Origin of the sequence: Streptomyces sp. WM4235, from assembly GCF_001279725.1 — a bacterium.
Lineage (GTDB): Bacteria > Actinomycetota > Actinomycetes > Streptomycetales > Streptomycetaceae > Streptomyces.
Map to the genome: position 1 here is coordinate 52,621 of NZ_LGDE01000425.1, position 26,675 is coordinate 79,295.

At 72.5% G+C, this 26,675-nt stretch carries 22 protein-coding genes; 13 read left to right on the forward strand and 9 right to left on the reverse strand.

The genetic code is table 11. From position 1 onward, the window contains the following. Positions 1 to 149: 149 nt before the first annotated feature. The gene (locus ADK55_RS25010) at positions 150 to 1,763 is read left to right on the forward strand and encodes a fatty acyl-CoA synthetase (RefSeq protein WP_078999383.1); all 1,614 of its coding nucleotides are present in this window, start codon (positions 150 to 152) and stop codon (positions 1,761 to 1,763) included. Between the two features lie 370 nt (positions 1,764 to 2,133). On the opposite strand, the gene ADK55_RS25015 is transcribed toward ADK55_RS25010, so the two are convergent. Further along, a complete protein-coding gene (locus ADK55_RS25015) occupies positions 2,134 to 2,955 on the reverse strand; it encodes a YhjD/YihY/BrkB family envelope integrity protein (RefSeq protein WP_234350226.1) in 822 nt (273 codons plus the stop codon). A gap of 205 nt (positions 2,956 to 3,160) precedes the next feature. After that, positions 3,161 to 4,462, reverse strand: coding sequence for a phenylacetate--CoA ligase PaaK (gene paaK / locus ADK55_RS25020; RefSeq protein WP_053682039.1), 1,302 nt, complete (start codon positions 4,460 to 4,462; stop codon positions 3,161 to 3,163). Between the two features lie 257 nt (positions 4,463 to 4,719). Here paaK and ADK55_RS25025 point away from each other — a divergent pair, with 257 nt between their 5' ends. From ADK55_RS25025 to ADK55_RS25035, 3 genes are all read left to right on the forward strand, one after another. Beyond that, positions 4,720 to 5,172 carry a DUF7144 family membrane protein gene (locus ADK55_RS25025; RefSeq protein WP_053682040.1) on the forward strand — a complete coding sequence of 151 codons (453 nt, stop codon included), beginning with the start codon at positions 4,720 to 4,722 and terminating at the stop codon, positions 5,170 to 5,172. Between the two features lie 172 nt (positions 5,173 to 5,344). Further along, positions 5,345 to 5,560, forward strand: coding sequence for a hypothetical protein (locus ADK55_RS25030; protein WP_053682041.1), 216 nt, complete (start codon positions 5,345 to 5,347; stop codon positions 5,558 to 5,560). Between the two features lie 61 nt (positions 5,561 to 5,621). Beyond that, positions 5,622 to 6,272: a DUF2278 family protein gene (locus tag ADK55_RS25035; protein WP_053682042.1), complete on the forward strand. Its 651-nt coding sequence runs from the start codon at positions 5,622 to 5,624 to the stop codon at positions 6,270 to 6,272. Positions 6,273 to 6,342: 70 nt separating this feature from the next. Here ADK55_RS25035 and ADK55_RS25040 read toward each other — a convergent pair whose 3' ends face one another. Next, positions 6,343 to 7,983: an acyl-CoA synthetase gene (locus ADK55_RS25040; protein ID WP_053682043.1), complete on the reverse strand. Its 1,641-nt coding sequence runs from the start codon at positions 7,981 to 7,983 to the stop codon at positions 6,343 to 6,345. A gap of 174 nt (positions 7,984 to 8,157) precedes the next feature. Here ADK55_RS25040 and ADK55_RS25045 point away from each other — a divergent pair, with 174 nt between their 5' ends. The 5 genes from ADK55_RS25045 to ADK55_RS25065 all read left to right on the forward strand — a co-directional run bounded on the left by ADK55_RS25045 (position 8,158) and on the right by ADK55_RS25065 (position 12,603). Next, complete coding sequence (locus tag ADK55_RS25045) at positions 8,158 to 8,958, forward strand: crotonase/enoyl-CoA hydratase family protein (protein WP_053682044.1); 801 nt, start codon at positions 8,158 to 8,160, stop codon at positions 8,956 to 8,958. 68 nt (positions 8,959 to 9,026) lie between these two features. Then, positions 9,027 to 10,013, forward strand: coding sequence for a Zn-ribbon domain-containing OB-fold protein (locus ADK55_RS25050; protein ID WP_053682045.1), 987 nt, complete (start codon positions 9,027 to 9,029; stop codon positions 10,011 to 10,013). Beyond that, entirely contained in the window at positions 10,013 to 11,080 is a 1,068-nt protein-coding gene (locus ADK55_RS25055) for a thiolase domain-containing protein (RefSeq protein WP_053682046.1), read from the forward strand. The genes ADK55_RS25050 and ADK55_RS25055 overlap by 1 nt, the downstream gene beginning before the upstream one ends. Continuing rightward, positions 11,077 to 12,243 carry a thiolase domain-containing protein gene (locus ADK55_RS25060; protein WP_053682047.1) on the forward strand — a complete coding sequence of 389 codons (1,167 nt, stop codon included), beginning with the start codon at positions 11,077 to 11,079 and terminating at the stop codon, positions 12,241 to 12,243. Before ADK55_RS25055 ends, ADK55_RS25060 begins: the two co-directional genes overlap by 4 nt. 120 nt (positions 12,244 to 12,363) lie before the next feature. Continuing rightward, on the forward strand, positions 12,364 to 12,603 hold the full coding sequence (locus tag ADK55_RS25065; protein WP_053682048.1) for a DUF397 domain-containing protein: 240 nt from the start codon (positions 12,364 to 12,366) through the stop codon (positions 12,601 to 12,603). Positions 12,604 to 12,657: 54 nt separating this feature from the next. Here ADK55_RS25065 and ADK55_RS25070 read toward each other — a convergent pair whose 3' ends face one another. Next, positions 12,658 to 13,857, reverse strand: a complete 1,200-nt coding sequence (locus tag ADK55_RS25070; protein ID WP_053682049.1) for a low temperature requirement protein A — start codon at positions 13,855 to 13,857, stop codon at positions 12,658 to 12,660. Positions 13,858 to 13,883: 26 nt separating this feature from the next. Here ADK55_RS25070 and ADK55_RS25075 point away from each other — a divergent pair, with 26 nt between their 5' ends. Both ADK55_RS25075 and ADK55_RS25080 read left to right on the forward strand, forming a co-directional pair. Continuing rightward, positions 13,884 to 14,288, forward strand: coding sequence for an ACT domain-containing protein (locus ADK55_RS25075; protein ID WP_053682050.1), 405 nt, complete (start codon positions 13,884 to 13,886; stop codon positions 14,286 to 14,288). 147 nt (positions 14,289 to 14,435) lie between these two features. Continuing rightward, positions 14,436 to 17,258 carry an ATP-binding protein gene (locus ADK55_RS25080; RefSeq protein ID WP_234350227.1) on the forward strand — a complete coding sequence of 941 codons (2,823 nt, stop codon included), beginning with the start codon at positions 14,436 to 14,438 and terminating at the stop codon, positions 17,256 to 17,258. Between the two features lie 44 nt (positions 17,259 to 17,302). Here ADK55_RS25080 and ADK55_RS25085 read toward each other — a convergent pair whose 3' ends face one another. Continuing rightward, positions 17,303 to 18,529, reverse strand: a complete 1,227-nt coding sequence (locus ADK55_RS25085) for an MAB_1171c family putative transporter (protein WP_053682052.1) — start codon at positions 18,527 to 18,529, stop codon at positions 17,303 to 17,305. Beyond that, on the reverse strand, positions 18,526 to 19,083 hold the full coding sequence (locus tag ADK55_RS25090; protein ID WP_234350228.1) for a toxin-antitoxin system, toxin component: 558 nt from the start codon (positions 19,081 to 19,083) through the stop codon (positions 18,526 to 18,528). Before ADK55_RS25090 ends, ADK55_RS25085 begins: the two co-directional genes overlap by 4 nt. A 522-nt stretch (positions 19,084 to 19,605) precedes the next feature. Here ADK55_RS25090 and ADK55_RS25095 point away from each other — a divergent pair. Further along, positions 19,606 to 20,106 carry a hypothetical protein gene (locus tag ADK55_RS25095; RefSeq protein ID WP_053682053.1) on the forward strand — a complete coding sequence of 167 codons (501 nt, stop codon included), beginning with the start codon at positions 19,606 to 19,608 and terminating at the stop codon, positions 20,104 to 20,106. 55 nt (positions 20,107 to 20,161) lie between these two features. Here the strand turns inward: ADK55_RS25095 and kstD are convergent, their stop codons facing one another. Beyond that, positions 20,162 to 21,943 (reverse strand): 3-oxosteroid 1-dehydrogenase, encoded by a 1,782-nt coding sequence (gene kstD, locus ADK55_RS25100; RefSeq protein WP_053682054.1) that lies wholly within the window; start codon positions 21,941 to 21,943, stop codon positions 20,162 to 20,164. A gap of 237 nt (positions 21,944 to 22,180) precedes the next feature. Then, positions 22,181 to 23,305 carry an aminoglycoside phosphotransferase family protein gene (locus ADK55_RS25105; RefSeq protein ID WP_053682055.1) on the reverse strand — a complete coding sequence of 375 codons (1,125 nt, stop codon included), beginning with the start codon at positions 23,303 to 23,305 and terminating at the stop codon, positions 22,181 to 22,183. A 231-nt stretch (positions 23,306 to 23,536) separates the two neighbouring features. On the opposite strand from ADK55_RS25105, the gene ADK55_RS25110 reads away from it, so the two are divergent. After that, entirely contained in the window at positions 23,537 to 25,024 is a 1,488-nt protein-coding gene (locus ADK55_RS25110) for a hypothetical protein (RefSeq protein ID WP_053682056.1), read from the forward strand. Between the two features lie 122 nt (positions 25,025 to 25,146). On the opposite strand, the gene ADK55_RS25115 is transcribed toward ADK55_RS25110, so the two are convergent. Beyond that, positions 25,147 to 26,571 carry a PP2C family protein-serine/threonine phosphatase gene (locus tag ADK55_RS25115; protein ID WP_053682057.1) on the reverse strand — a complete coding sequence of 475 codons (1,425 nt, stop codon included), beginning with the start codon at positions 26,569 to 26,571 and terminating at the stop codon, positions 25,147 to 25,149. Between the last annotated feature and the right edge of the window lie 104 nt (positions 26,572 to 26,675).

Consider the following 26,675-nt stretch of genomic DNA (forward strand, 5'->3'; position numbering starts at 1 on the left):
CCAAGTGACCTGTGCATGGGCGGGATTGCCCCGCGAAACAGGTGGTGCCTGCGTGCCCCCACACTCATGCAGGCCGCCCGACGCTCTGTCACGTCCCGTTCGGTATCCCGGTTGTTGACCTCGGACGGGGGAGGGGGAAGGATCACGCCATGACGCCACAGGGAGCGCTGACGCCCGATGGAGCCGTGCCGCCCGACGGGCCCGTGACGCCGGGGGACGCCTCGACCGCCGGGCATGACGTGACGGCCGGGGGGTCGGGGCGAGCGGTCCGGGCGAACACGGTCGACGGGCTGCTCCGCGACAGCGCCCTGCGGGTCCCCGACCGGGTGGCGCTGCGCTACCGCGAGCGGACCTGGACGTACGCGGAACTCGACGCGGCCGTCACCACCGGCGCCGCCGTGCTGCGCGACCGGTACGCGCCGGCCGCCGGCGACAGGGTCGCGACCTACGCCCACAACTCCGACGCCTACCTCATCGCCTTCCTCGCCTGCGCCCGCGCCGGGCTCACGCACGTCCCCGTCAACCAGAACCTCACCGGCGAGGACCTCGCGTACATCCTGGGGAACTGCGCGAGCACGCTCGTGCTCGCCGACCCGGACCTGGCCGAACGGATCCCCGCCGGACACACCGTGCGCGCCCTGCGCGACGCCCCGGACTCCTTCCTCTCGGAGCTGGCCGAGCCGCTGCCCTTCACCCCGGACCGGACCGCGGACGCCGTGGTGCAACTGCTCTACACCTCCGGGACCACGGCCCTGCCCAAGGGCGCGATCATGACCCACCGCGCGCTGGCGCACGAGTACGAGAGCGCCATCGCCGCCCTGGACCTGGTCGAGACGGACCGGCCCGCGCACGCGCTGCCGCTCTACCACTCGGCGCAGACGCACGTCTTCCTGCTGCCCTACCTGGCGGTGGGCGCGGAGAACACCGTGCTCGACGCACCGGTGGCGCAAGAGATCCTCGACCTGGTGGAAGCGGGCCGGGTGGACAGCCTCTTCGCCCCGCCGACGGTGTGGATCGCGCTGGCCAACCACCCCGGCTTCGACCGGCGGGAACTCGGCGCGCTGCGCAAGGCCTACTACGGGGCCTCGATCATGCCGGTGCCCGTGCTGGAACGGCTGCGGGCGCGACTGCCCGGGCTCGCGTTCTACAACTGCTTTGGGCAGAGCGAGATCGGCCCGCTGGCCACGGTGCTGGGACCGGCCGAACACGAGGGTCGGATGGACTCGTGCGGTCGACCGGTGCGCCACGTCGAGGCGAAGGTCGTCGACGAGGACGGTGCCGACGTCGCGGACGGGATCGCGGGCGAGGTGGTCTACCGCTCGCCGCAGTTGTGCCTCGGCTACTGGAACGACCCCGAGGCGACCGAGAAGGCCTTCCGGGACGGCTGGTTCCGCTCCGGGGACCTCGCCGTACGCGACGCGGAGGGCTACTTCACCGTCGTCGACCGGCTGAAGGACGTCATCAACTCGGGCGGGGTGCTGGTCGCCTCACGACAGGTGGAGGACGTCCTGTACACCCACCCCGGGGTGATGGAGGCGGCCGTCGTCGGCCTGCCCGACGAGCGGTGGATCGAGGCGGTCACGGCGGTGGTGGTGCCGCGTGGGGAGGTAACGGAGGCGGAGCTGATGGCGTACGCCCGCGACAGGCTCGCCCACTTCAAGGCCCCCAAGCGGGTGCTCTTCGTGGACACGCTGCCCCGCAACGCCGGCGGCAAGATCCTCAAGCGGGAACTCCGGGACCGCTTCGGGGGTCAGGGCGTCTGACGGGTGGCGTGCGGCGGGCCGGGGCGGCGGACGGGGATCCCGGCGCGGCGCGTCGCACGCGATAGGCGGGTGCCGCCCGGGACCCCGCGGCGGCAGGTTCGCGCCGGCAGGCGACGGGGGACGGGGCCCCGCGGGGCGGGCGACACCGGGGGGCGACGCCGATGACGTTCGGTTGCTCGGACGAGTCAGCCGCCGGCGCACTGGGACGACTTCCTCGGCTACCTGCTCGTGTACATCGGGGGCATCACCGTCCTGCCCTGGCTGCTCGGCTACGGCGTCACGCGCCTGCTGTGCTTCGCGCGGGCCCGCCGGGCACGCCCCGGGGAGGGCGCGGGGGAGGGCGCGGAGGGGGGCGCGGCGCGGACGCCGGCTACTCCGGCGGAAGGCCCGAGCGGTGGAGCCGGCGCAGGGTGAGGCGTTCGTGGAGCAGGCGGCCGACGAGGGCGCCGCCGTAGACCACGAAGCCGACCCCGACCAGCCAGGACTGGACGACCAGCAGCGTGCCGAAGGGGCCGTACGTCACCGCGTTCGAGGCGATCAGCGGGGAGAACACCAGCTGCGAGAACACCCGGAGCCCGAGCAGGCCGATGCTGGTCGCCACCGCCCCCGGGAGCAGGGCGCGCCAGCGGACGCGCCCGCCCAGCAGGAGTCGCTGGGATGACCAGAAGAACAGCACGGTGCCCAGCAGGTCGGTGATCGTGCCGACCACGCTGCCGATCACGTCGTGCGGCGGGGAGGGGATTCCGACGAGCATCGCGAGGTAGCAGACCAGCAGGGCGAGCCACACCACGTGCCGCCACATGGTGTGCCAGCGGGCCGTGGGCAGGTCCCACACCTTCTCGTAGCCGGTCTGCACGGCCGAGCCGAAGGTCAGGCCGAACACGGCGAGCGCGGCGAGCCCGAAGGCCGTCGTCCGCTCCAGCGCCAGATCCGCGGATCCGAACAGCACCTCCACCCGGGCCCGCGAGGAAGCCGTCACGCCGAGGGCCTGGCCCAGCCAGCGGCCGAAGCCGTAACCACTGCCGGGGGCGGCGGCCGCGACGACCACCAGCAGCGGCACCAGGGTGAGGAACCCGAGGGCGGCGAAGCCCATCGCCCGGTGCATCAGCTCCATCTGACGACCCCGGCTCCAGGCCAGCCCGGCGAGGGAGGCCTGGAGGCGGTCGTGCAGCAGCCGGGGCTTCAGGGTCACGCCCACTGGCCTACCCGGGAGCACCCGAGGCCCTCCCGCGCGCACCCGCAAGTGGGCCCGAAGGGGTGGTTTCCGGCATCCACGCGGCTGACGGGACCGGGTGGCCGCGTGCGGAGCCGTCCCGGCGGTCCCGTGCGGAGCCGTCCGGGCGGTCCCGTGCGGAGCCGTCCCGGGCGTCACGTCCCGTGTGGAGCCGTCCCGGCGTCTACGGTCTGGCGCGGAGGTCCCGGACCCGCTTGATCTTGCCCACCGAGCGTTCCAGGGTCTCCGGGTCCACCACCTCGACACGGACGGACACCCCGACGCCCTCCTTGACGGCGCGGACCACCTCGGCGGCCGCGGCCTCGCGGCGGTCGTGATCGGTGCCCCGCCGGGCCTCCACCCGCACGGTCAGGGTGTCCAGGCGGCCCTCGTTGGTCAGTCGCAGTTGGAAGTGCGGGGCCAGGCCCGGGACGCGCAGCAGGATCTCCTCCACCGCGGTGGGGTAGAGGTTCACCCCCCGCAGGATGATCATGTCGTCGCTGCGGCCGGTGATCTTCTCCATCCGGCGGAACGCGGGCCGGGCCGTTCCGGGCAACAGCCGCGTCAGGTCCCGGGTCCGGTACCGGATGATCGGCATGGCCTCCTTGGTGAGCGAGGTGAACACCAACTCGCCCGGCTCCCCGTCCGGCAGTACCGCCCCGGTCAAGGGGTCGACCACCTCCGGGTAGAAGTGGTCCTCCCAGATGTGCAGGCCGTCCTTGGTCGAGGCGAACTCCTGGGCCACGCCCGGTCCCATCACCTCGGACAGGCCGTAGATGTCCACGGCGTCCATGTCCAGCCGCTCCTCGATCTCCCGCCGCATCCCCTCCGTCCACGGCTCCGCACCGAAGATCCCCGTGCGGAGCGAGGTGGAGCGGGGGTCGATGCCCTGGCGTTCCATCTCGTCCAGCAGGGTGAGCATGTAGGACGGGGTCACCATGATGACCTCCGGCCGGAAGTCCTGGATCAGGCGGACCTGGCGGTCGGTCATGCCCCCCGAGGCGGGCACGACCGTACAGCCGAGCCGCTCCGCGCCGTAGTGCGCGCCGAGGCCGCCGGTGAAGAGGCCGTAACCGTAGGCGACGTGCACGATCTGACCGGGGCGACCGCCCGCCGCCCGGATGGACCGGGCCACCACGTCGGCCCAGGTGGACAGGTCCCCCTCGGTGTAGCCGACGACCGTGGGCCGTCCGGTGGTCCCGCTGGAGGCGTGGATGCGCCGCACCTCGGAACGCGGCACGGCGAACATCCCGAAGGGGTACTGGTCGCGCAGATCGGACTTGGTGGTGAAGGGGAAGTGGGCGAGGTCGGCCAGGGATCGACAGTCGTCCGGATGCAGGCCGGCCTTGTCGAACGCCTGCCGGTAATGGGGCACGTTGTCGTAGGCGCGATGCAGGGTCGCGCGCAGCCGCCTCAGCTGGAGAGCGGCCAGCTCGTCGCCGCTCAACCGCTCGCTCTCGTCATGGATGTCCGCGTGCGCCCTCATGCCGTCACCTCATCGCCTGCCAACCGACCGATCATTCGGTAGAGTGCCAGGCCCTCGGCGGTTAAATCAATGACTCGAACGAGTGATCGCCTGATTTCCCGCCGCGTGCGACCCCCGCCCCTTGAGCGCCCACGCCGCGCACCCGCCGCACCGACGCGGGCCGGAGTGCCGACGGGGAGCCGCCGTGCCACGCTGAAACAGGGGCTCTCGCCGGTCCTGGCATCCCAGGCCCGACGCTGCGACCTAGGGAGATCGAGATGGCCAGTGACCCCGTCGGACACCGGGCGGGCCACGTGCACACGAGCCCCACGCACGCGCCCGCCTCCGGTACCACCCTTCTGGCAGCAGCCCTGATGCTCGTCGGCGGGGTGATGGCGGTCCTCGAAGGGATCGCCACCGTCGTCAACGACGACCTGTTCGTCGTCACCCGCCACTACGTCTACGAATTCAGCCGGACCGGCTGGGGCTGGGTCCACATCATCCTGGGCGTGGCCCTCGTGATCGCCGGCTGCGCCGTGATCGGCGGAGCCCTGTGGGCACGCTACTTCGGCGTCGCCATCGCCAGTCTCGGGGTGGTGGCCAACTTCCTGTGGCTGCCGTACTACCCCTTGTGGGCCCTCGTGCTGATCGCCGTCAACCTCCTTGTCATCTGGGCCCTGTGCACCGGCATGCACCGCGAAGCGGATGCGGGCCGGGCCGCGGCCGTTTGAGCCGGCCGTCGACGCGCCGCCCGGGATCCGGGCCTGCCCGCCCTCCGCGCGGGCACCCGGCCGGGGGGCGTGAGCGCGCGCGGCGCGCCGGCCCGCGGCGTACGGTCGAATGAGGAGCCCCGGCCGAGGAGGCACGCACCCCGGCCGAGGGAGCACGAAGGGAGGCGACGGCATGTCCGTCATCGACCCCGCGGTATCGGTACGGCTCGGCGCCCCCGGCGCCCGCCGCCTGGTCGGGCTGCTGGCCGAGGTCGCCCACCTGCTGGAGAACCCGGACCGGCTCCGGCTCACCGACGAACAGGCCGCCGTGATCGGACAGGGCACGAACCGCGCCGAGCCGGCGGTCTGGGCCCGCGAACTCGCCGCGGAACTGCGCGCCCAGTTGTAGCCGCCCGAACGGCCTACGGGGCCGACGGCGCGGCGGACCGGGTGGGTGGTTGACTGGCGGCATGCCGCTCGAAGACTACGGAGTGTTGTCCGGAACCCTCCATCGCCATTTCCGCGACCAGCCCGACACCCAGGGACGTTGGTTCCACGTCAATCTGGAGGTCGACACCCCCGAGGGCCGCCACCGGTGCGCGATCGACGTGGACAGCAAGGAATCCGCCACCGGCGTGCGATGGAAGGTCGTCACCCTCGCCGCCTCGGTGGTCGATCCCGCGTCCGGACTGCCGCCCGGCTTCCACCACCTCGCCCGGACCTCGGGCTCGGGCGCCGTCGACTACCTGCGCCACCCCGCCCTGCGCCCCCGGACCGGATGCGGGATCGCCTGGCTCCGGGCGGCCCTGGACCGGCTGAGCCCGCCGCGCCCGTGGGTCGCCGGCGACCATCTGGCGGCCTCGCGGGCGCTGGAGCCGATCCTCGTGCCGGGCAGGTCGATCCTCGTCTTCGGGGAGCCCTTCTCCCACGGCGGCCTCGGCGTGCACAACGTCCACCAGAACCAGGGCGACCCGTACGGCAGCCAGTGGTGGGCGGACAACGGGACCTGGCAGGACGGCGCGACGATGACCCGCCGCGAGGACGGGCAGTACGACGTGTTCCTGTCGAAGTTCTCCACCCAGGCCGACCGGACCGACGGCGACGGCCACCCGGTCGTGTGACCGTGGGCCCGCGACCCGCCGGTCGGGGCGATCCGTCCGGGCCGGCGGGGAACCGCCCGGCCGGCGCGTATCAGGGGGTCGCGTCCGCGCCGTCCGCCTCGGTCGCCACCGTCTTCGCCCAGCGGTAGTCCGCCTTGCCGCTGGGTGAGCGCTGGATCGCGGAGGCGATGACCAGTTGGCGCGGGATCTTGTACCCCGCCAGCCTGGTGCGGCAGTGGTTCTGTATCTCGTCCAGCGTCGGCTCGCCCGCACCCTCGCGGATCTGGATCACCGCCGCCACGTGGCTGCCCCACCTCGGGTCCGCCACGCCGGCGACCAGGGCGTCGTACACGTCCGGGTGCGACTTCAGCGCCTGCTCGACCTCCTCCGGATACACCTTCTCCCCACCGGTGTTGATGCACTGCGAGCCGCGGCCCAGCACCGTGACGATGCCCCGTTCGTCCACGGTGGCCATGTCACCGAGCAGCACCCACCGCTCCTCGCCCTTGCGGAAGAAGGTCTCCGCGGTCTTGGCGGGGTCGTTGTAGTACCCGAGCGGAACGTGCCCCCGCTGTGCCAGTCGCCCCGGCTCGCCCACCGGCACCGGCTCGTGCGTCACCGGATCCACCACCTGCGTACGGTCGTTGACCTCCAGGCGGAAGCCGTTCTCCGGACCGGAGTCGTTCGTGGCCTTCCCGTTCGACCCGGACTCGGACGAGCCGAAGTTGTTCAGCAGCATCACGTGCGGCACGAGCCGCTGGAACTCGGCCCGCACGGTCTCCGACATGATCGCGCCCGACGAGGAGACGCTGAAGAGGGACGACAGGTCGGTGCCCCGCAGCGGGCCGTTCAGGGCGTCGATGAGGGGCCGCAGCATCGCGTCACCCACCAGGGACACACTGGAGACCTTCTCCTTCTCGATGGTCCGCAGCACCTCCTCGGGCGCGTACTTGCGGTGGATCACCACCCGCTGCCCGTAGTTGAAGGCGATGAACGAGGTCAGCGTGGACGTGCCGTGCATCAGCGGGGGAGCGGGGAAGAAGGTGAGCCCGGCGCCGCGCGCGGCCACCCGCTCGGCGAGTTCCTCCGGCCGCTTCACCGGCTCGCCGGAGGGTTCCCCGCCGAACAGCCCGGCGAAGAAGAGGTCTTCGGCCCGCCACATGACGCCCTTGGGCATCCCGGTCGTGCCGCCGGTGTAGATGATGAACAGGTCGTCGGGAGAGCGTGGCGGGAAGCCGCGTTCGCGGGAGCCGGATGCCGCCGCGTCGGCGAACGGGACCGGTGTGAGCGAGGGTTCGGGCGCCCCCTCGGGGGCCGCGCCGACCCGGATCAGGTGCCGGAGCCTCGTCGTCTGCGGCAGCGCGGCCGCCACGCGCCCGGTGAACTCGCCCTCGAAGACGAGCGCGGCGAGGTCGGCGTCGTTGTAGAGGTAGACCAGTTCCTCCTCCACGTAACGGTAGTTGACGTTCACCGGGACCAGTCGGGCCTTGAGGCACGCCAGTACGGTCTGGAGGTACTCGACCCCGTTGTAGAGGTGCAGCCCCAGGTGCTCGCCGGCCCGCAGCCCGCTGTCGAGCAGGTGGTGCGCGATGCGGTTGGCCGCCGCGTCCAACTCCGCGTACGTCAGGCGGTGCTCGGCGCCGGTCCCGGGGTGGTCCACGTACACCAGTGCCTCGCGGTCCGGGACCACGTCCACGACCGACTCGAACAGGTCGGCAAGGTTGTACTCCACCGTTCCTCCTGACCCGAAAGATCCCATGCGTGGGCTGCTCGGCGGTCATTAGAGCGCCGCCCATGCCAACTGGGAAGGGCGCGGGACAAGAAAACTGACTGTGTGTCAGAAAACTATTGAACTGCACTCGCCCCTCCTGCAACCTGTTCTAGGTCTTGAGACGGGAGGACGGCAATGGGTGGGACCGAACACCTGATCGTGGAACGCCGCGGAGCCACGCTGGTGCTCACCATGAACAGACCGGAAGCGAAGAACGCGCTCTCGCTGCCGCTGTTGGTGGGCCTGTACGACGGCTGGCTGGAGGCGGACGCCGACGACGCGATCCGCTCCGTGGTCCTGACGGGCGCGGGCGGCGACTTCTGCGCGGGCATGGACCTGAAGGCGCTGGCCGGGAAGGGCATGGCGGGCGACCAGTACCGGGACCGCCTCAAGGCCGACCCCGACCTGCACTGGAAGGCCATGCTCCGCCACCACCGACCGCGCAAACCGGTGATCGCGGCGGTCGAGGGGTACTGCGTGGCCGGCGGTACCGAGATCCTCCAGGGCACCGACATCCGGGTCGCCGGCGCCGGGGCCACCTTCGGGCTGTTCGAGGTCAAACGCGGTCTCTTCCCGATCGGCGGCTCGACCGTGCGGCTGCCCCGGCAGATCCCCCGCACCCACGCGCTGGAGATGCTGCTCACCGGACGGCCGTACCCGGCCGAGGAGGCCGCGCGGATCGGGCTCATCGGGCGGGTGGTGCCGGACGGCACTGCGTTGGACGCGGCCCTGGAGATCGCCGAGCGGATCAACGCCTGCGGGCCGCTGGCCGTCGAGGCCGTCAAGGCCTCCGTCCACGAGAGCGCCGAACTCACCGAGACGGAGGGACTGGCCGCCGAACTCGCCCGCGGTTGGCCCATCTTCGACACGGCCGACGCGAAGGAAGGGGCCCGGGCCTTCGCCGAGAAGCGGCCTCCGGTCTACAAGCGCGGCTGACCCTCACGCGCCGGACGCCCGACACGTCCACCGTCCCCCACCGCCCCGGAGAAACCGGAGACCCCTCCATGACAGCAGCCGCGTCCCCGCCCGAGGTGCTGCGCGCACCCCTGGTCGTCGAGTTCCCCTTCACCCGCTCCCTCGGGCCCGTTCAGAGCGCCTTCCTCACCGGTCTGCGCGAACGGGTCGTCCTCGGCGTCACGACGTCCGACGGCAGGGTGATGGTCCCGCCCGTCGAATACGACCCCGTCACCGCCGACGAGATCCGCGACCTGGTCGAGGTGTCGGCGACCGGGACCGTCACCACCTGGGCGTGGAACGGCGATCCGCGCCCGCAGCAGCCCCTCGCCACCCCCTTCGCCTGGGTCCTCGTCCGCCTCGACGGCGCCGACACCGCGATCCTGCACGCCCTCGACGCACCCGACCCCGAGTCGGTGAGCACCGGCATGCGGGTCCGGATCCGCTGGGCGGCGGATCGCGTCGGGGCCATCACCGACATCGCCTGCTTCGAACCGGCCGACACCCCCGCCGCACCGCAAGCCCCTCCGCGAGTTTCCCCGCAGGCCGTCCCGCACGACGGGGTCTTCGCGGACGCGGTCACCGGCATCGTCGCCGAGGCCCGCCTGGACTACACGTACAGTCCCGGCCGCGCCCAGACCGCCTACATCAACGCCCTCTCCGAGCGGCGGACCGTCGGCGAGCGCTGCCCCTCCTGCCACAAGGTGTACGTGCCCCCGCGCGGAGCCTGCCCGACCTGCGGGGTGGCCACCACCGACCGGGTCGAGGTCGGCCCCGCCGGAACGGTCACCACGTACTGCATCGTCAACATCAAGGCGCGCAACCTCGACATCGAAGTCCCCTACGTCTACGCCCACATCGCGCTCGACGGCGCGGACCTGGCCCTCCACGGCCGGATCGGCGGCATCCCCTACGACCAGGTCCGCATGGGCCTGCGCGTCGAACCCGTGTGGACCGAGGGCGGTCGCCACCCCGACCACTACCGCCCCACCGGCGAACCGGACGCGGACTACGACGTGTACAAGGAGCTCATCTGATGGCCAGGACGAGCAGGCACGCGCGCGACGTGGCCGTCGTCGCCTTCGCCCAGAGCGACCACCGGCGCGACACCGACGAGCTCAGCGAAGTCGAGATGGTCATGCCGGTCCTGCACCGGGTACTGGCCCGGACCGGACTGAAGGCCGGCGAGATCGGCTTCACCTGCTCCGGCTCCAGCGACTACCTGGCGGGCAGGGCCTTCTCCTTCACCATGACCCTCGACGGGGTCGGCGCCTGGCCGCCGATCTCCGAGTCGCACGTGGAGATGGACGGGGCCTGGGCCCTCTACGAGGCCTGGGTCAAGATCCAGACGGGCGAGGCCGACACCGCGCTCGTCTACGCGTACGGGAAGTCCTCGCCGGGATCGGTGCGCGACGTCATGACCCGACAGCTCGACCCGTACTACCTCGCCCCGCTCTGGCCCGACTCGGTGGCCCTGGCCGCCCTCCAGGCCCGGGCGCTGATCGACGCGGGCGAGACCGACGAGCGCGCCCTGGCCGCCATCGGAGCCCGCAGCCGGGCCTCCGCCGAGACCAACCCGCACGCCCAACTCAGGGGCCCCGTACCCCAGGGCGAGTACCAGGTCGCCCCGCTGCGCACCGGGGACTGCCCCCCTGTCAGCGACGGCGCGGCCGCCGTCATCCTCGCCGCCGGGGACGTGGCCCGGGGGCTGTGCGAGCGGCCCGCCTGGATCACGGGCATCGACCACCGCATCGAGGCACACGGCCTCGGGCTCCGCGACCTCACCGACTCCGTGTCCACCCGGCTCGCCGCCGAGCAGGCCGGCGTCTTCGAGGGGGCCGTGGACACGGCCGAACTGCACGCGCCGTTCTCCTCCCAGGAGGTGGTGCTCCGCAAGGCGCTCCGGCTCGGCGACGAGGTGGACGTCAACCCGTCCGGCGGAGCGCTCGCCGCCCACCCGGTCATGGCCGCCGGCCTGATCCGCATCGGCGAGGCCGCCGCCCGCATCCACCGCGGCGAGTCCGACCGGGCCGTCGCCCACGCCACCTCCGGTCCCTGCCTCCAGCAGAACCTGGTCGCCGTCCTGGAAGGGGACCGAACATGAGCAAGGAGCCCGTGGCCGTCGTCGGCATCGGCCAGACCAAGCACGTCGCCGCCCGACACGACGTGTCCATCGCCGGACTCGTCCGGGAGGCGGCGGTACGCGCCCTGGAGGACGCCGAGTTGACCTGGGCGGACATCGACGCCGTGGTCATCGGCAAGGCCCCCGACTTCTTCGAGGGCGTGATGATGCCGGAGTTGTACCTGGCGGACGCCCTCGGCGCGGTCGGCAAACCCATGCTCCGCGTCCACACGGCCGGCTCGGTGGGCGGCTCCACCGCCCTGGTCGCCATGAACCTGGTGGCGGCCCGCGTCCACCGGACTGTCCTGACCCTGGCGTTCGAGAAGCAGTCCGAGTCCAACGCCATGTGGGGACTCTCCCTTCCGGTGCCCTTCCAGCAGCCGCTGCTGGCCGGAGCCGGCGGGTTCTTCGCGCCGCACGTGCGCGCGTACATGCGGCGCACCGGAGCCCCCGACACGGTGGGCTCGCTCGTCGCCTACAAGGACCGGCGCAACGCACTGAAGAACCCGTACGCACACCTGCACGAGAGCGACATCACCCTGGAGAAGGTCCAGGCCTCGCCCATGCTGTGGGACCCGATCCGCTACTCCGAGACCTGCCCCTCCTCGGACGGGGCCTGCGCGATGATCCTCACCGACCGCGAGGGAGCCGCGCGGTCGCCGAGGCCGCCGGCCTGGGTGCACGGCGGCGCGATGCGCAGCGAGCCGACGCTGTTCGCCGGCAAGGACTTCGTGTCCCCGCAGGCCGGCAAGGACTGCGCGGCCGACGTCTACCGGCAGGCGGGCATCTCCGATCCCCGCCGGGAGATCGACGCGGTGGAGATGTACGTGCCGTTCTCCTGGTACGAGCCGATGTGGTTGGAGAACCTGGGCTTCGCGGCCGAGGGCGAGGGCTGGAAACTCACCGAGGCGGGGGTGACCGAACTCGACGGGGACCTGCCCGTCAACCCGTCGGGCGGTGTCCTGTCCACCAACCCGATCGGCGCCTCCGGAATGATCCGCTTCGCGGAGGCGGCGCTCCAAGTCCGCGGCCAGGCCGGCGAACACCAGATCGCGGACGCCCGGCGGGCCATGGGGCACGCCTACGGCGGCGGGGCACAGTTCTTCGCGATGTGGCTGGTCGGGGCCGAACAGCCCACCGGCTGAACGGAATCCGATGTCCGGGCGGGGCGCCGGGCCGGCCGGCGGTGACCCGTCGCGGCCTGTGCGGCACCCGCCGGCGTGGTTAATCTTGCCCTCGGACGACGTACCGGGAGGTGCACGCACGTGGCCGAGAGCATGACTTCGCAGCCCCTCGCAGGCTGGGGCAAGCCCGACCTCGATCTCAGCGGGGCGGACTGGCGGTCGAGCAGCCGGGGAGCGGGTGACGTTCAGATCGCCTTCGTGGAGGGGTTCATCGCGATGCGCAACAGCGGCCGGCCCGACAGCCCTTCGCTGATCTTCGCGCCGGACGAGTGGCGCAGGTTCGTCCTGGACGCGCGGGGCGGCGAGTTCGATCTGACGTAGGCGGGACCTGACGTTTCGCGGCCGTCGGGGGCGCAGCCGCCGCCCCCGACGGCCCTACGGGGAGCCCGGGGCCGCCGGGGCCCCGGACGGTCGACGCAGCCGCCACACCAGGGGCCACCACAGCGCGAGCACCAGCAGCCACACCAGATGTCCGGCCCTGGCGTCCCGGGCCGTCAGGCCCACCGCCAGGACCAGGGCCAGCGGCGGACCCGTCAACAGCAGCGCCCACGGCACGCTCCGCCCCGAGCGGGCCACCGCCGCGCCCGCGATGACGAGGTACACCGCGAGGCTCCCGCACATCAACCACCGCACCCGCTCCGGCACGGCCGCGTCGGTGTACGCGACCGAGTCGCCGAGGGCCGCCGCCAGCGCCGCCACCGACCCCGCCACGAAACAGTGCAGAGGCAGCGTGAGCCGGACGGGCACGGCGCCCGGGGACAGCAGCGGCACCCCGTCCGAGCCGTGGCGCAGCGACAGCGACCACAGCAGGATCAGCAGCAGGAAAGCGCCGGTCCCCACCGCGTACAGCGCGGAGTCCCACGCCACCTCCGAGGCCTCGGAGACCGTCTGGGCGATCCCCTCGCCCAGGACGATCAACACGAACAGGCCCAGCCGTTCCCCGAGATGGGGAGCGTCGGTGTACGCGGCCCGCAGCTTCCGGGGCGGCCGGTGTCCCGTCCACACCGCCGCGTCCTCGGACGCGTCCCCCTCCCGGCCCTCCGGGGACTTCGTGGACACCGCGAACATCACCACCAGGTCGATGGCCAACCCGAGCGCCCACAGCGCGTACCGGGCCGTGCCGTCGAACCACATCGACACCACCCACGGCGTCAGCCCCAACCCCAGGCGGGTGATCGGCAGGTCCGCCACGTACTCACGGCGTCGCTCCCAGGCCTTCCCGGCCAGCGACCGCACGAGGATGTAGGCGAGCGCGAACGCGGCGGCCTGTTCCCCCTCCCGCACCCCGTGCACCGCGGCCGCCATCACGGCCAGCCCGAACATGCCGGCCAGCACCCTCCACACCCGGACCTGGTCGCGGGTGACGTTGCCGTAGACCGTGAACAGCATCCAGCCCGTCCAGAACGCCAGGAACATCACCGCGTACAGCCCCAGATCGGCCCACGCGGGACCGCCGTGCAGCAAATGCGCCAGCTGCGCGACACCGGCCACCGCCGTGAGGTCGAAGAACAACTCCAGCCATGAGGCGTGACGCTCGCTCTGCTCGTTCTCCGCCGGGGGCGCCGAATCGGTCATATGGGGATGATAGGTAGGGTGGGTCCATGAGTGGAGAGAGCGACCTGCGGAAACTGCTGAGCGGCATGCGACCTGAGCTCAACGAGGGGACCTACGTCTTCTGTACGGTCCCCGGCCCCACCGCACCCGACGGGATCACACCCGTCGCGACCGTCCTGGAACCCGAGGGACTCACCCTCGTCCTGCGCCGCGAGGACGCCGACGCGGCCGGACTCGCCTACGACTACACCGCCGGATGGATCACCCTGCGCGTGCACTCCGCCCTCGACGCGGTCGGCCTCACCGGCGCCTTCGCCGCCGAACTCGCCGCACACGGCCTCAGCTGCAACGTCATCGCCGGATACCACCACGACCACCTGTTCGTGGCCGCCGAGCGGGCGGCCGAGGCCGTCGCCGTACTGGAAGGGCTGGCGGTCCGTTCGGCACACTGAACGGGCGCCTCCCGGAGGGTCGGAAAAGTTTCCGATCTTTCCCGACCATCGACCTGTCACCGCGTGCGCGCGGGCGTACTCTGATGCCCCGAACAGGCCTGGGGGGTACCAGTCATGACGGACCGCCGGACCCGTACACGGCGCACGATGTTCGAACGCGAGGCGGAACTCGCCACCGTGGAAGAGGCGCTGGAGCAGCTCATCGCACGGGGCACGGACGGCCGCGGGGCGACCGGCGCCCTGCTCGCCTTCTCCGGCCCGGCCGGCCTCGGCAAGACCACCCTGCTCACCGAGGTACGCCGCCGCGCCCACGCCCGCTCCTGCACCCTGCTGGCCGCCCGCGGCGGCGAGCAGGAGCAGAGCCAGCCCTTCCACGTCGCCCGCCAGCTCATACAGCCCCGGCTGGCCGCCCACACCGAAGCCGAACTGCGCGAGACCCTCGGCAGTTGGTACGCCATCGTCGGGCCGGCCCTCGGCCTGTGCGCCCCCGAACAGGGCGCCCCGCCCGACCCCCAGGGACTGCGCGACGGCCTCGACTGGGTCCTCACCCACCTCACCGTCCAGCGCGCCCCCGTCGTCCTCGTCCTCGACGACGCGCACTGGGCCGACCCCGAGTCCCTCGGCTGGCTCGCCGCCTTCGCCCCGCGCGCCGAACACCTTCCCCTGCTGCTCGTCGTCGCCTACCGCCCCGACGAACTCCCCTCCCACGCCGAAGCCTTCCGTACGCTGCCCGGCCGGGCCGGACAGCGCCCGCTCTCCCTCGCCCCGCTCAGCGCCGCCGCCGTCTCCACCCTGATCCGCGAGACCGTCGGCGACCACGCCGACGACGCCTTCTGCCACGAGGCCTGGGCCGTCACCACCGGCAACCCCTTCGAGGCCGTCGAGCTCACCGCCAGGGTCCGGGACAAGGGCCTCGCCCCCGTCGAGGCCAGCGCCCCGCTGCTGGCCGACCTGGCCGCCGCGCAGCGCGGCAGCGGGCTCGTCGCCCGCCTGCAGAACCTGGGCCCCTCCACCGTCCGCTTCGCCTGGGCCTGCGCCGTCCTCGGCACCGCGATCCCCCAGGACATCGCCGCCCGCGTCGCCGGCCTCGGCACCGAGGAGGCCGGCGACGCCACCGGACGACTGCGGGACGCCCGCATCCTCTCCGGCGCCGCCGATCCCGTCGGCGGTGAAGCGCCCTTCACCGGGCTGGAGTTCGTCCATCCGTTGATCGCGACCGGCATCTACCGCGCGATCCCGGACGCCCTGCGGGTCGCCCTGCACGGCAAGGCCGCGGCGGCCGTCGTGGACGCCGGCCTCGGCCCCTCCGCCGCCGCCCGCCATCTCCTGGAGACCCACCCCGAAGGCGACCCCTGGGTGGTGCGCACCCTGCGCGAGGCCGCCGGCGAGAACCTCCGCGCCGGCGCCCCCGAGGCCGCGCGCCGCCAACTCGCCCGCGCCCTGCGCGAACCCCCGGACTTCGACGAGCGCGCCGCCGTCCTCTACGAACTCGGCTGCGCCTCCCTGCTCACCGAGCCCGCCAACACCGTCAACCACCTGAGAGCGGCCCTCGCCGAGCCCTTCGACGACCCGGCCCTGCGCCAGGGCATCGTCATCCGGCTCGCCCAGGTGCTCTCGCACAGCGATCGGCTCGCCGAGGCCTCGGACTCCCTCGCCCGGGAGATCCCGCACACCCACGAGGTCCGGGCCCGACTGCGCCTGCAGTCCGAGCAGTTCATGTGGGACGCGTTCAACGCCGCCGAACCCGACTCGCCGGCCCGCTCCCGCCGACTGACCAAGCTCGCCGACCGGCTCACCGGCCGCGACCTCACCGAGCGGTACGTCATCGGCCTGCGCGCCTGGGACGCCTGCCTGCGCGGAGAACCCGTGGACGTGGTCCTGCACCACGCCGGCCGGGCCCTGACCACCCACTTCAGCTGGGCCCACGAGGACCGGGGCTTCGAGGTACCCGTGCTCACCGCCATGGTCCACATGTACGCCGACCGGCCGTGGCGCGCGGAGGAGCTGTTCGAGGCCGGCACCGCCGAGTTCGAGCGCCAGGGCTGGCGCGGCGCCCACCTGTCCTTCGCGTACAGCCTGCGCGCGTACATCCGATACCGGCGCGGACGGCTGGTGGAGGCGGAGGAACTGGCCCGCGCCGGACTGCGGCTCGCCGAACGCGTCGGGCGGCGCACCCCCGTGCACTGGTACGCCATCGCCATCCTCGTCACGACACTGCTCGCCCGCGGGCGGGCCGACGAGGCCTGGAAGCTGGCACGGGAACACGAGTACGCCGAGCCCTTCCCGGCGGCCGTCGTCTTCCCGGACTCCCAGACCGTGTACGCCGAACTCCTGCTGGCCCGCGGCGACACCCGGGAGGCCGTCGCCGAACTGGAGTCCGTCGAACAACGGTTGACTCCGCGCGGCATCCAGAACCCGTCCTGGTGCCCGTGGCAGCTCCTCCTCGCCAGGGCGGTCGCGGCCGAGGACCCGACCAGGGCGCGCACCCTCGCCTCCGACGCGGTCGGGCGCGCCCGCGCCTTCGGCGCCCCCTCCGGCATCGGCCAGGCCCTGCGGGTGGCGGCCGAGGTCGCGGAGCCCGCCGACCGCACCGGGCCGCTCACCGAGGCGGTGTCCGTCCTGTCCGCCTCCCCGGCCGGATACGAGCTGGCCTGCGCGCTGGCCGCCCTGGGCACCCACACCGGGGACGTGGAGACGCTCGGGCGAGCGGTGGTCACGGCCCGGGAGTGCGGGGCCGACGGCCTGGAACGGACCGCGACACGGACCCTGCTCGAACGGGGCGGCCCCGTGCCGCGGGACACGGCCTGGCAGGCCGCGCCGACCGAGGAGGAGCTGAAGGCGGCGCGGGCCGTGGTCGCCGGACACCCGGCCCCGTCGCCCCGGGAGTTGTCCGCCGCGTACCGCAAACTCGGCACCGACCTTCCCGGACTGCCGCAGGCCCTGGAGGCGTACGACCGCGCCACCCGCTGAGCGGGCGGCGGGCCGGACGCGGACGCCCGCGTCGGGCCCCGGCGCTACGTGAGGCCGGCGCCGCCGGCCCGACCGACGCTCGCCGGCTCCGCGTACGACACCTCGCGGGCGCGGAAGGCCGCGACGGCGGGGGAGCGGCGCAGCGCCCGGGAGACCGCCACCAGGTTGGGGACCTCGGTCGCGTCGCCCCCGGGTGCGGCCGGCGCGGGCGACCCGGCGGACCGCCCCGCACCCGCCTTCGAGAAGCTGCGGATCGCGGCGACCACGGCCACGGCCTCGGCGGTCGCGGCGGCCCGCGCCGGACTCTCACTCCGGGCGACGGCCTCCTGGAAGGCGGTGCGCCGCACCTCGGGATCCAGGTACGGCTGGAGCTTGAGCAGTCCGTCGTTGATCCGGGTCCGGCGCTGGACGAGCCGCCGGCTCAGCGAGGAGCGCCGGGGAAGCCTGAGGGCGCTGCCGTCGACGACGGCCAGTTCGTCCGCGAAGGCGCCCAGGGACCGGTACTGCCGGAAGTCCTGCCAGAGCCGCTGGAGCGCCTCGCCGGCGTGCGGCAGGACGAAGCCCGCCGCGACGAACACCGCGCACACCGACGCGACGGGCGGCGCCACGTAGGTACTGAGCCAGTCCAGGTCGTGGCCCGTCCAGCGGGCGATCACCGCCGTCAGCTTCACGGTGTCGTAGCCGATGTTCAGCAGGAACCCGACGACCAGGAGCGTCAGCCCCGCGCGCAGCCACCCCGCCACCTGCCGCAGCCAGGTCCAGGTCACCGAGGCCGTGATCACGCAGGCGACGGTGTGGGCGAGCAGGTAGAGGAGGATGTGCTCACGCATCCAGGGTGTGGTGGCGTAGTAGGTGTCCAGGTCCCGCAACCGCTCGACCGGCACGTCGGCGAGCGCGAAGGTGCCCCACAGCCCGGCGACGGCCGCGCAGTAGACGAGGCCGATGACGTACGTGGTCCGCCGGACCCGGAGCGGATCGCCGCCCCGCCAGTGGATCACCATGACCAGGCACGAGGCGCAGAACAGCGTGAGCACCGTGTAGACGACCGGCGCCGCGAAGTTGCTGATCCCCGAGACACGGTTGATCGTCGCCAGGGTCTCCGGCCGGCCGAAGTAGAACACCCCGGAACCCAGCACGAGCAGGCCGCCGACGTTGCGCACGTTGGGATCGATCCGCCAGAAGCGGATCATGACCGGGAGTCGGATCGCGAAGGCGAGGGTGAGGATCGCCGCCGGGATCAGGTAGGGGATGTAGAAGGCGTCGGACGTCACCGGAACCCGATCGGTCCGCGGCCGCCGAGGGTGTTGCCGATGCGGCCGGCGACGTCGTCGCGCCAGGCGGCGCCGGGAGTCGTGCCCGAGGAGGCCAGCCAACCCCGGCAGCGGTCGCCGAGCAGCAGCCCGAACGTCTCGGCCTCCATCTCGTCCGCGTCCTCGTAGTGGGAACGCGCCGCGACGGTCGCGTACGTCAGGTCGGGGCTGCCCGGCAGCGACCTGGCGGCCGCGGTGGGACCGAGACCGGGCACACTGCCGTGCCCGGCCCGCATGTGCCACAGCTCGTGCCCCAGGATGACGAGCTGGTGGTCGGGCGTCGTGTGCTTCTCCACCACGACGATGTCGTAGTCCTCCATGTTCAGCCACAGCCCCGACGTGGTGAGCTCCGGCGGGAACCGTTCGAAGCGCAGCAGGATCGGACGCCCGCCGCGCGACGCGCTCATCGCGTCGCACAGCGCACGGAAGAGGGCGTGCGGTTCAGCGGTCGACTCCACGTCGAGTGACGTGGTCAGCGCGTTGCACAGCTTGCGCATGGACCGGGCCACGCTCATGCTTCCCCCTCCCCTGCGGACTCCTCGAACACCGCGGACGACGAAGCGCCGGCGGTTCCGGGAAGCAGTGTCCCCCGGGCCGGGGCGAGGGGCTCCCCCCGAGGACGGATGGATACCGGTCCGTGACGCCGCCCCGCCGGCCGGCATCCGGTGCGGGCACGAGCCTGAGCGGGCGTCACGGCGGGAGACGGAACGGACTCGGCCATCTGCCTGCCCTTCCTCGGACCAGCGGCCGATCGTCGATGTGCACGTCGCGGACAAGGGTAAGTCGTTGAAATCGCAAGATCCATACCGGTCAACCCACGAAGTCGCGTCGCACGCCACCGGCGGATGCACGACGGACACCGCGCGCCGGTGCCGTCGACCAAGGGACCGACCGGTCCCACACGGGCGAACCGGAAGGAGCGGGGGAAGCCGGCGGACGGGGCGACGGCTCCGGACGCTCCGGGCGGCGGGCGCGGGGCCGGGTCGGATGAGGGGGCCCGGGGCCGGAAAAGGGTCCCGGCCACGTACCATGGCGGCATGTCCTTCCTCCGCCGCCACCGCGCCGCCACACCCGCCGGCCCGGACTTCGACGTCCTGGCCATGGACCCGGGGGACTGGCCGGGCAACCTCGGGGCCGGGCTGCTCCCCGCCCCCGACGGCAGCTGCCAGGGCGTCTTCCTGCGCTACGACCTGTTCGGCGGTCGCGGCCCCGCGATGATCATCGGCAATCTCCCCGAGGGCTCGCCCGCCCGGGACCTCGCCGACAAGCAGGTCCCCTTCGAGGTGGCCCAGCTCCTCGACGCCCTGGAGAACGACGAGGACGTCGAGGTCACCGGAGTCGAGGACTGCCCCGTCATGCAGGGCGACAACCTCCTCATCGTCCGCAAGGTCAAGCTGTCGGAGTCCCGCATCTCCTGCGTGCAGTTCGACCGCAGCGACAACGTGCTGGTCACCATCGCCAGCTGGGACCGCCCGATCACCGACGACCTCTACGCCCTCCTGAAGCCGCTCCCGGCCGAGCTCTTCCAGCAGGGCTGACCTCCGGCCCCGCCGCGCGACCGGCCGGCAGCGGGCGGGCGGCGCCGGGCCTGCCTCAGGCGTCCGCGATGTCGTTCGCCGCCACGTACCCGAACGTCATCGCGGGGCCGATCGTCGATCCGGCCCCCGCGTAGCTGTGACCCATCACCGCCGCGCTCGCGTTGCCCGCCGCCCACAGGCCGCGGATCACCGAACCGTCGGCCCGCAGGGCCCGCGCCCTCGCGTCGGTGACGATGCCGCCCTTCGTCCCCAGGTCGCCCGGCACGATCTTGAAGGCGTGGAAGGGCGGCGCCCAGATCGGCGCGAGACACGAGTTCGGCTGGACGTTCGGGTCCGTGTAGTAGTGGTCGTACGCCGTGTCGCCCCGGTGGAAGTCGGCGTCGTTCCCGCTCCACGCCTGCGCGTTGAACCGGTTGAGGGTCGAGCGCAGTGCACCGGACGGCACCCCGATCTGGTGGGCGAGCGCGTCCCAGGTCCACGCCTTCTTCGCCGCGCCCGACTGGTACCAGGAGTCGGGGAAGACGAAGGTCGGCAGGATGTCCTTGAACAGGTACTTGTTCCGGTAGTTCTGATCCACGATCAGCCAGGCCGGTATGTGCGAGCCGACCGCTCCCCGATCCTTCTCGTACATCACGTGCACCACGTCGCTGTAGGGCGCCGCCTCGTTGACGAACCGCGTGCCGTTCCCGTTGACGATCAGCCCGCCCGGCAGGGTCCGTTCGGCCAGACAGAAGTACGGCTCACCGGGCAGCGGGATCGACGGCCCCCACCAGGCGTCCTCCATCAGCCCCAGCGCCGCGCCGGCGCGCTGCCCCGCGCGGATCCCGTCACCGGTGTTCTCCTTCGCACCGACCGACCACTCGGTGCCGATGGGCTGTTGCTGGTACTGGGCCCGCATCTGCGCGTTGTGCTCGAAGCCGCCCGAGCCGATGATCACGCCCTTGCGTGCCCGCACGGTCCCCCGTACGCCGTCCTTCTCCACCACCACACCGGTGACGGCCCCGCCGTCCTGGACCAGGTCCACCAGGGGGCTGTTCAACCACACCGGGACCCCCGCCCGCTGGAGGCCGGCCCGCAGTCCGGCGGCGAGGGCCTGGCCCATGGTCAGCGGCTTCTCCCCGCGCAGCGCGGCCTTGGTGCCGCGCGCCAGGCACTCCGCGGACACCGCCAGGCCCTTGGCACTGACGGCCGCGAGGTTGAGCCACCTGTAGTCCTGGCTGAAGACGACCATCCCGGCCGGCACCGGCATGTACGCCGGGTTCAGGCGGGCCAGTTCGGCGCCGAGGACGTTGCCGTCGATCTGATCGGGCTCGATGGAGCGGCCGTTCGGCAGGCCGCCGGGCAGGTCGGGGTAGTAGTCGCTGTAGCCGTCCATGAAGCGGAACCGCAGAGGGCTGTTCGCCATGACGAAGTCCAGCATCCGGGGGCCGTTGGCGAGGAAGGCCTGTTGCCGGTCCACCGGCACCTCGGGCCCCACCACCGCCGAGAGGTACGTGGCGGCCTTCGCCGGCGTGTCGGGCACACCGGCGCCCAGGATCACCGAGTTGTTCGGCAACCAGATGCCGGCCCCCGACCGGGCGGCCGATCCGCCGAAGGTGGGGGCCTTCTCGACCACCAGCACGCTCAGACCCCGCTTGGCGGCGGTGAGCGCGGCGGTCATTCCGGAAGCGCCGGAGCCGACCACGACGACGTCGTACTCGCCGAGCGGGTCGCCGTCGGCGGCCCGGGCGACGGCCCCCGGCAGCACGGTGGCGGCGAGTACGCCGGCTCCGGTCCCGGCGAGGACGGTCCGGCGGGAGGGCAGGGCGGGGCGTGCGCGATCGGGGCTCGCGGACATGGCAGGCTCCAGCGGGTCGGGGAAGCGGGCGTGTCCGGCACTTCTGATGCCGAGTCAGAAAAGGTCTTCGGGGGATCATGTGAAGTCAAGGCATCCGGCGCCGCCGCTTCCCGCAGGACCCGCCACCACCCCGGGTACGACCCGTCACCGCCCTCGGCGCGTCCCGCCGCCGACCCCGGACGCGCGGAGGTCCCACGACGATGACCGCCGTGGGACCTCTTCGCGCAACCGTCCGCTTCAGCGCGTGCCGACCGCCGCGCGCACCGCCCTGCGAGCCATCCCGCAGTCGTCGTGCAACCGGCGCAGCAGCAGCCGCTGCTCCTCGCCCGAGGACAGGGAGCCCGCCGGCGTCGACTGGGCGGGGGCGGGCGCCGCCATCGAGCGCTGAACCGCCGTCTCGGACATCCTGATCTCCCGCGTCAACACGAGCATCAGGTTCACCAGGAAGGCGTCCCGCGCCGCCGGTCCCTGCTGCTGCGCCAGCCTGCTGATCTGACCGCGGGCGGCCGGGGCGTCGCCCAGCACGGTCCACAGGGTCGCCAGGTCGTAGCCCGGCAGGTACCAGCCCGCGTGTTCCCAGTCGAGGAGCACCGGGCCGGCAGGGGACAGCAGCAGGTTGGACAGCAGGGCGTCACCGTGGTTGAACTGCCACGGGGTGCCGGCGAGCTTCAGGCCGTGCAGCAGCTTCTGAAGGTCCCCGAAGTCCCGGTCGGTCAGCAGCCCCAGCTCGTGATCACGGGTGATCCGCCGGGCGTAGTCCATCGGGTGTCCGAACAGTTCGGGCGCCGGACGCCACTGGTTCACCCGACACACCGCCCCGAGGGCCGCCCGGACGTCGGCCCGCGGCGGGGCCTCCACCGGGTGCCGCTGGAGCGCGGCGACCCGGCCCGCCATCCGCTCCACGACCAGTACGCAGTTTTCCGGGTCGGCGGCGATCAGGCGGGGCACCCGGACCGGCGGACGGTTGCGGACGAACGTCCGGTACGCAGCTATTTCGTGCCGGTACCGCTCGCGCCATTCGGGCGAATGGTCCAGTAACACCTTCGCGACGGCCGTCATCCGCCCGGTGGTGCCCACGAGGAGGACCGAACGACCGCTGCGTCGCAGCACCTGCACGGGTGCGAACTCCGGACAGATCCGTTGCACCGAGGCGAGCGCGGTGCGCAACTGCGCTCCCTGCGGCCCCGAGAGGTCGATTCTTCCGCTCGGCGTCTGGGTTCCGGTGCCCGGCATCCGCCGGGTCCGCAGTGCGCCCTGGGGCAGGTTGGCCGGGCGGCCGGGTTCGAGGTAGGGGCCGCCACCGGCCGGGAGCGTACGGTGCGGCCGGACCGGTGCGGACACGGAGGTCGTTGCTGCGTACATGGCGTTTACAGTTCCCTTCGTGCGCCGACGAGTTGCGTACGCCGCCCCGCCGGATCCCGTGCTTCACCCTGGGGAGTTCCGTCGGTGACCGGGTCGGGGAGGCGCATTCCTACCTGACACCCGACCGTGGGTGGCGGACCATCTTGCGTGCCCTGGCGAAGCCTGGCGAATAGTCGCTGGGCATCTGACGGGGGGCTACTGTCAACTCAGCCGAGAACCTGGGGGCTTGACGTGAGCAAAGGTCCAAACACCCGTCTGAACGACCTGTTCGGCCTGGCCGGCTGGTCGAAGGGCGAACTGGCGAGGATGGTCAACCGGCAGGCGGCGGCCATGGGTCACCACCAACTGGCCACCGACACCTCGCGGGTGCGGCGCTGGATCGACATGGGGGAGACCCCGCGCGAACCGGTGCCCACGGTACTGGCAGCACTGTTCACCGAGCGGCTCGGTCGTGTCGTGACCATTGAGGACCTCGGGTTCGTACGGCAGCGGCGCACCTCCAAACGGCAGCCGGACGGGGCGCAGGAGAACCCCGACGGAGTGCCATGGGCGCCCGAACGCACAGCCGCGGTCCTCACCGAATTCACGGGAATGGACCTCATGCTCAACCGTCGCGGCCTGATGGGCGCGGGAGTCGCGCTCACCGCAGGAACAGCCCTCAGCAACGCCATGTACGAATGGCTGCACACCGATCCCGCCGCCGCCAAGGACGCGCAGCGTTTCGGAGACAACGCCTACCAGGCGGATCAGGCGGGTTACGACCGCTACGAGGCCGCCCCCATCGGCTCCCAGGAGATCGAGGCACTGGAGCGTTCCGTCGAGGTCTTCCGCGCCTGGGACGCCTCCAGAGGTGGCGGACTCCAGCGCAAGGCCGTCGTGGGCCAGCTCAACGAGGTGGGCGGCATGCTCGCGTACCGCCACCCCGACCACCTCCAGCGCAGGCTGTGGGGGGTGGCGGCCAACCTGGCGGTCCTGGCGGGCTGGATGTCACACGACGTCGGTCTCGAACCCACCGCGCAGAAGTACTTCGTGATCGCCGCCCACGCGGCGCGCGAGGGTGGCGACCGGCCGCGCGCCGGCGAGGCCCTGTCCCGGGCCGCCCGACAGATGGTCCACCTCGGGCGGCCGAACGAGGCCCTCGACCTGATGAAGCTGGCGCAGTCCGGCTCCGGGGAGCAGACCCTGCCGCGCACGCGCGCCATGCTCCACACCATCGAGGCCTGGGCCCAGGCCGCCATGGGCAAGGGGCAGGCCATGCGGCGGACCCTGGGCGAGGCCGAGGACCTGTTCGTCTCCGACAAGGGCGACGTGCCGCCTCCGTCGTGGATGCAGCACTTCGACGAGGCCGATCTGCACGGCATGCAGGCCCTGGCCTTCCGCACCCTCGCCGATCACGACCCCTCGGTCGCGCCGATCGCCCAGCGGCACGCCCACGAGGCGCTGCGGCTGCGTGCGCAGGGGCACCAGCGGTCCCAGATCTTCGACTACATCTCCATGGCCTCGGCCTGCTTCATCGCCGACGACCCCGAACAGGCCGACCGCTACGCCCGGCTGGCCCTGGTGTCGATGAACGAGACCTCCTCGCACCGGACATGGGACCGACTGCGCGAGATGTACCGCCTCACCGGCCAGTACGCCGGGTACGCGCGCATCGAGGACCTGCGCCAGGAGATCGAGTCGGCCCTGCCGAACAGCCCTGTGGCGCCCAGGCCGGTGTGAGGTCCGCGCCGCCGGCGTCGGGCCCGGCGCACGAGGCCTCACCCACTTCCGCGGGCACGTGGGAAGGGCCGCGCCCGGGGCGCGGCCCTGAAGGAAACGAGGGAGAACCTGTCCGGACGCCCCTACGCTCCGACCCGGGCGACCAGCACGCCGGCGTCGCCGTCGCGCTCGTGCTCGCCGAACTCCTCGGTGACCATCCGCAGGCAGTCCTGCGCCGACCGGGCCGTGGCGAACCCCGGCGCGAGCGCCAACAACCTCTCGGTGCCGTCCGTTTCGGTGAGTCCGAAGCCGCTCGGGGTCAGCCCGTCCGTGCGCAGGAGCAGTACATCGCCGCTCTCCAGCTGCTCCTCGGCCTGCCCGTACACGGCACCGGGGGTCGCCCCCAGCAGCGCGCCCTCCGGCGGTCGCAGGGAGCGGCCGCGACCGCGACGGAACAGCAGGGGGGCCGGGTGTCCGGCCTGGGCCCAGGACAGCAGCCGGCGGGCGGGATCGTAGCGGCAGCAGACGGCCGAGCCGAGCACCGGTTGCACGGAGGTGTCCAGGAGCTGGTTGAGCCAGCCCATCAGGGGGCCCGGCTCGATCCCGGCCATGGCCATCCCCCGCAGGGCACCGAGGAGCATCGCCATTCCGGAGGTGGCGGTCACCCCGTGTCCCGTGAGGTCGCCGACCGTCAACAGTGAACGGCCGTCGGGCAGTTCCAGCGCGTCGTACCAGTCCCCGCCGATCGGCGCGCCCGTCGTGGCGGGCAGGTGGCGTGCGGCGACGTCCAGCGCGCCGGTGCTGTCGTGCGGGAACCGCAGGGAGCCGCGCCACGGGGGGAGCACGGCTTCCTGCAGCTCGACCGCCAGCCGGTGCTCGGTCTGCGCGATGTCCCGGCGGCGTTGCAACGAGTCCTGTGACTCGCGCACCGCGCGCTGGCTTCGGCGCAGCTCACTCACGTCCCGCAGCACGGCCCACATGGAGGCCGTGCAACCGTCGGAGTCGAGTACCGGCTCGCCCCTCATGTGCAACGTCCGGACGCGGCCGTCGGCCCGGACGATGCGGAACTCGCCGTCGATCGGTTTGCCGTCCACCAGGCAGTCGGTGACCATCGCGGTCAGCGCCGGCTGGTCCTCGGAGAACAGGGTCGAGCCCAGTTCGTCGAGGGGCAGCGGGCCCGCCTCGGGGGACCGGCCGAAGATCTGGAAGAGTTCCTCGGACCAGGTCACCGCGTCGGTGAGCAGGTTCCACTCGGCGCTCCCGACCCGGGTCGGTGGTTCTTCGGGCAGGTCGTCGGACGCCCCTCGCGGGAGCTCGACGAGCTCCTCGGGGGCGGGCGGCAGCCCTTCCTTGAGTTGGCCGAGGTGCCGGCCGAGGTCGTCGAGGTGGTGCACGGCGAGGTCGCACAGCGCCCGTTGCCACCGGCCCTGCGCGTCGTCGTCCGCGACCGCGTCGCGGCGCACCGCGTTCACCTCGCCCCGCAGCCGTCGGGTCTGTGAGATCAGGGCGTCCACCGGTCCCGGCTCGGGAGGCTGCGCGGGACGGTCCGCGTAGAGATGGGACGGCATGAGGACTCCGATACAGGCGCGGCACGGCCAGGTCTGAAAGAAGGACCGGCATCGACTGTGGCACAGCCCGCGGAGGGTCGTAAGCGGTTTGGCAACATCTGTTA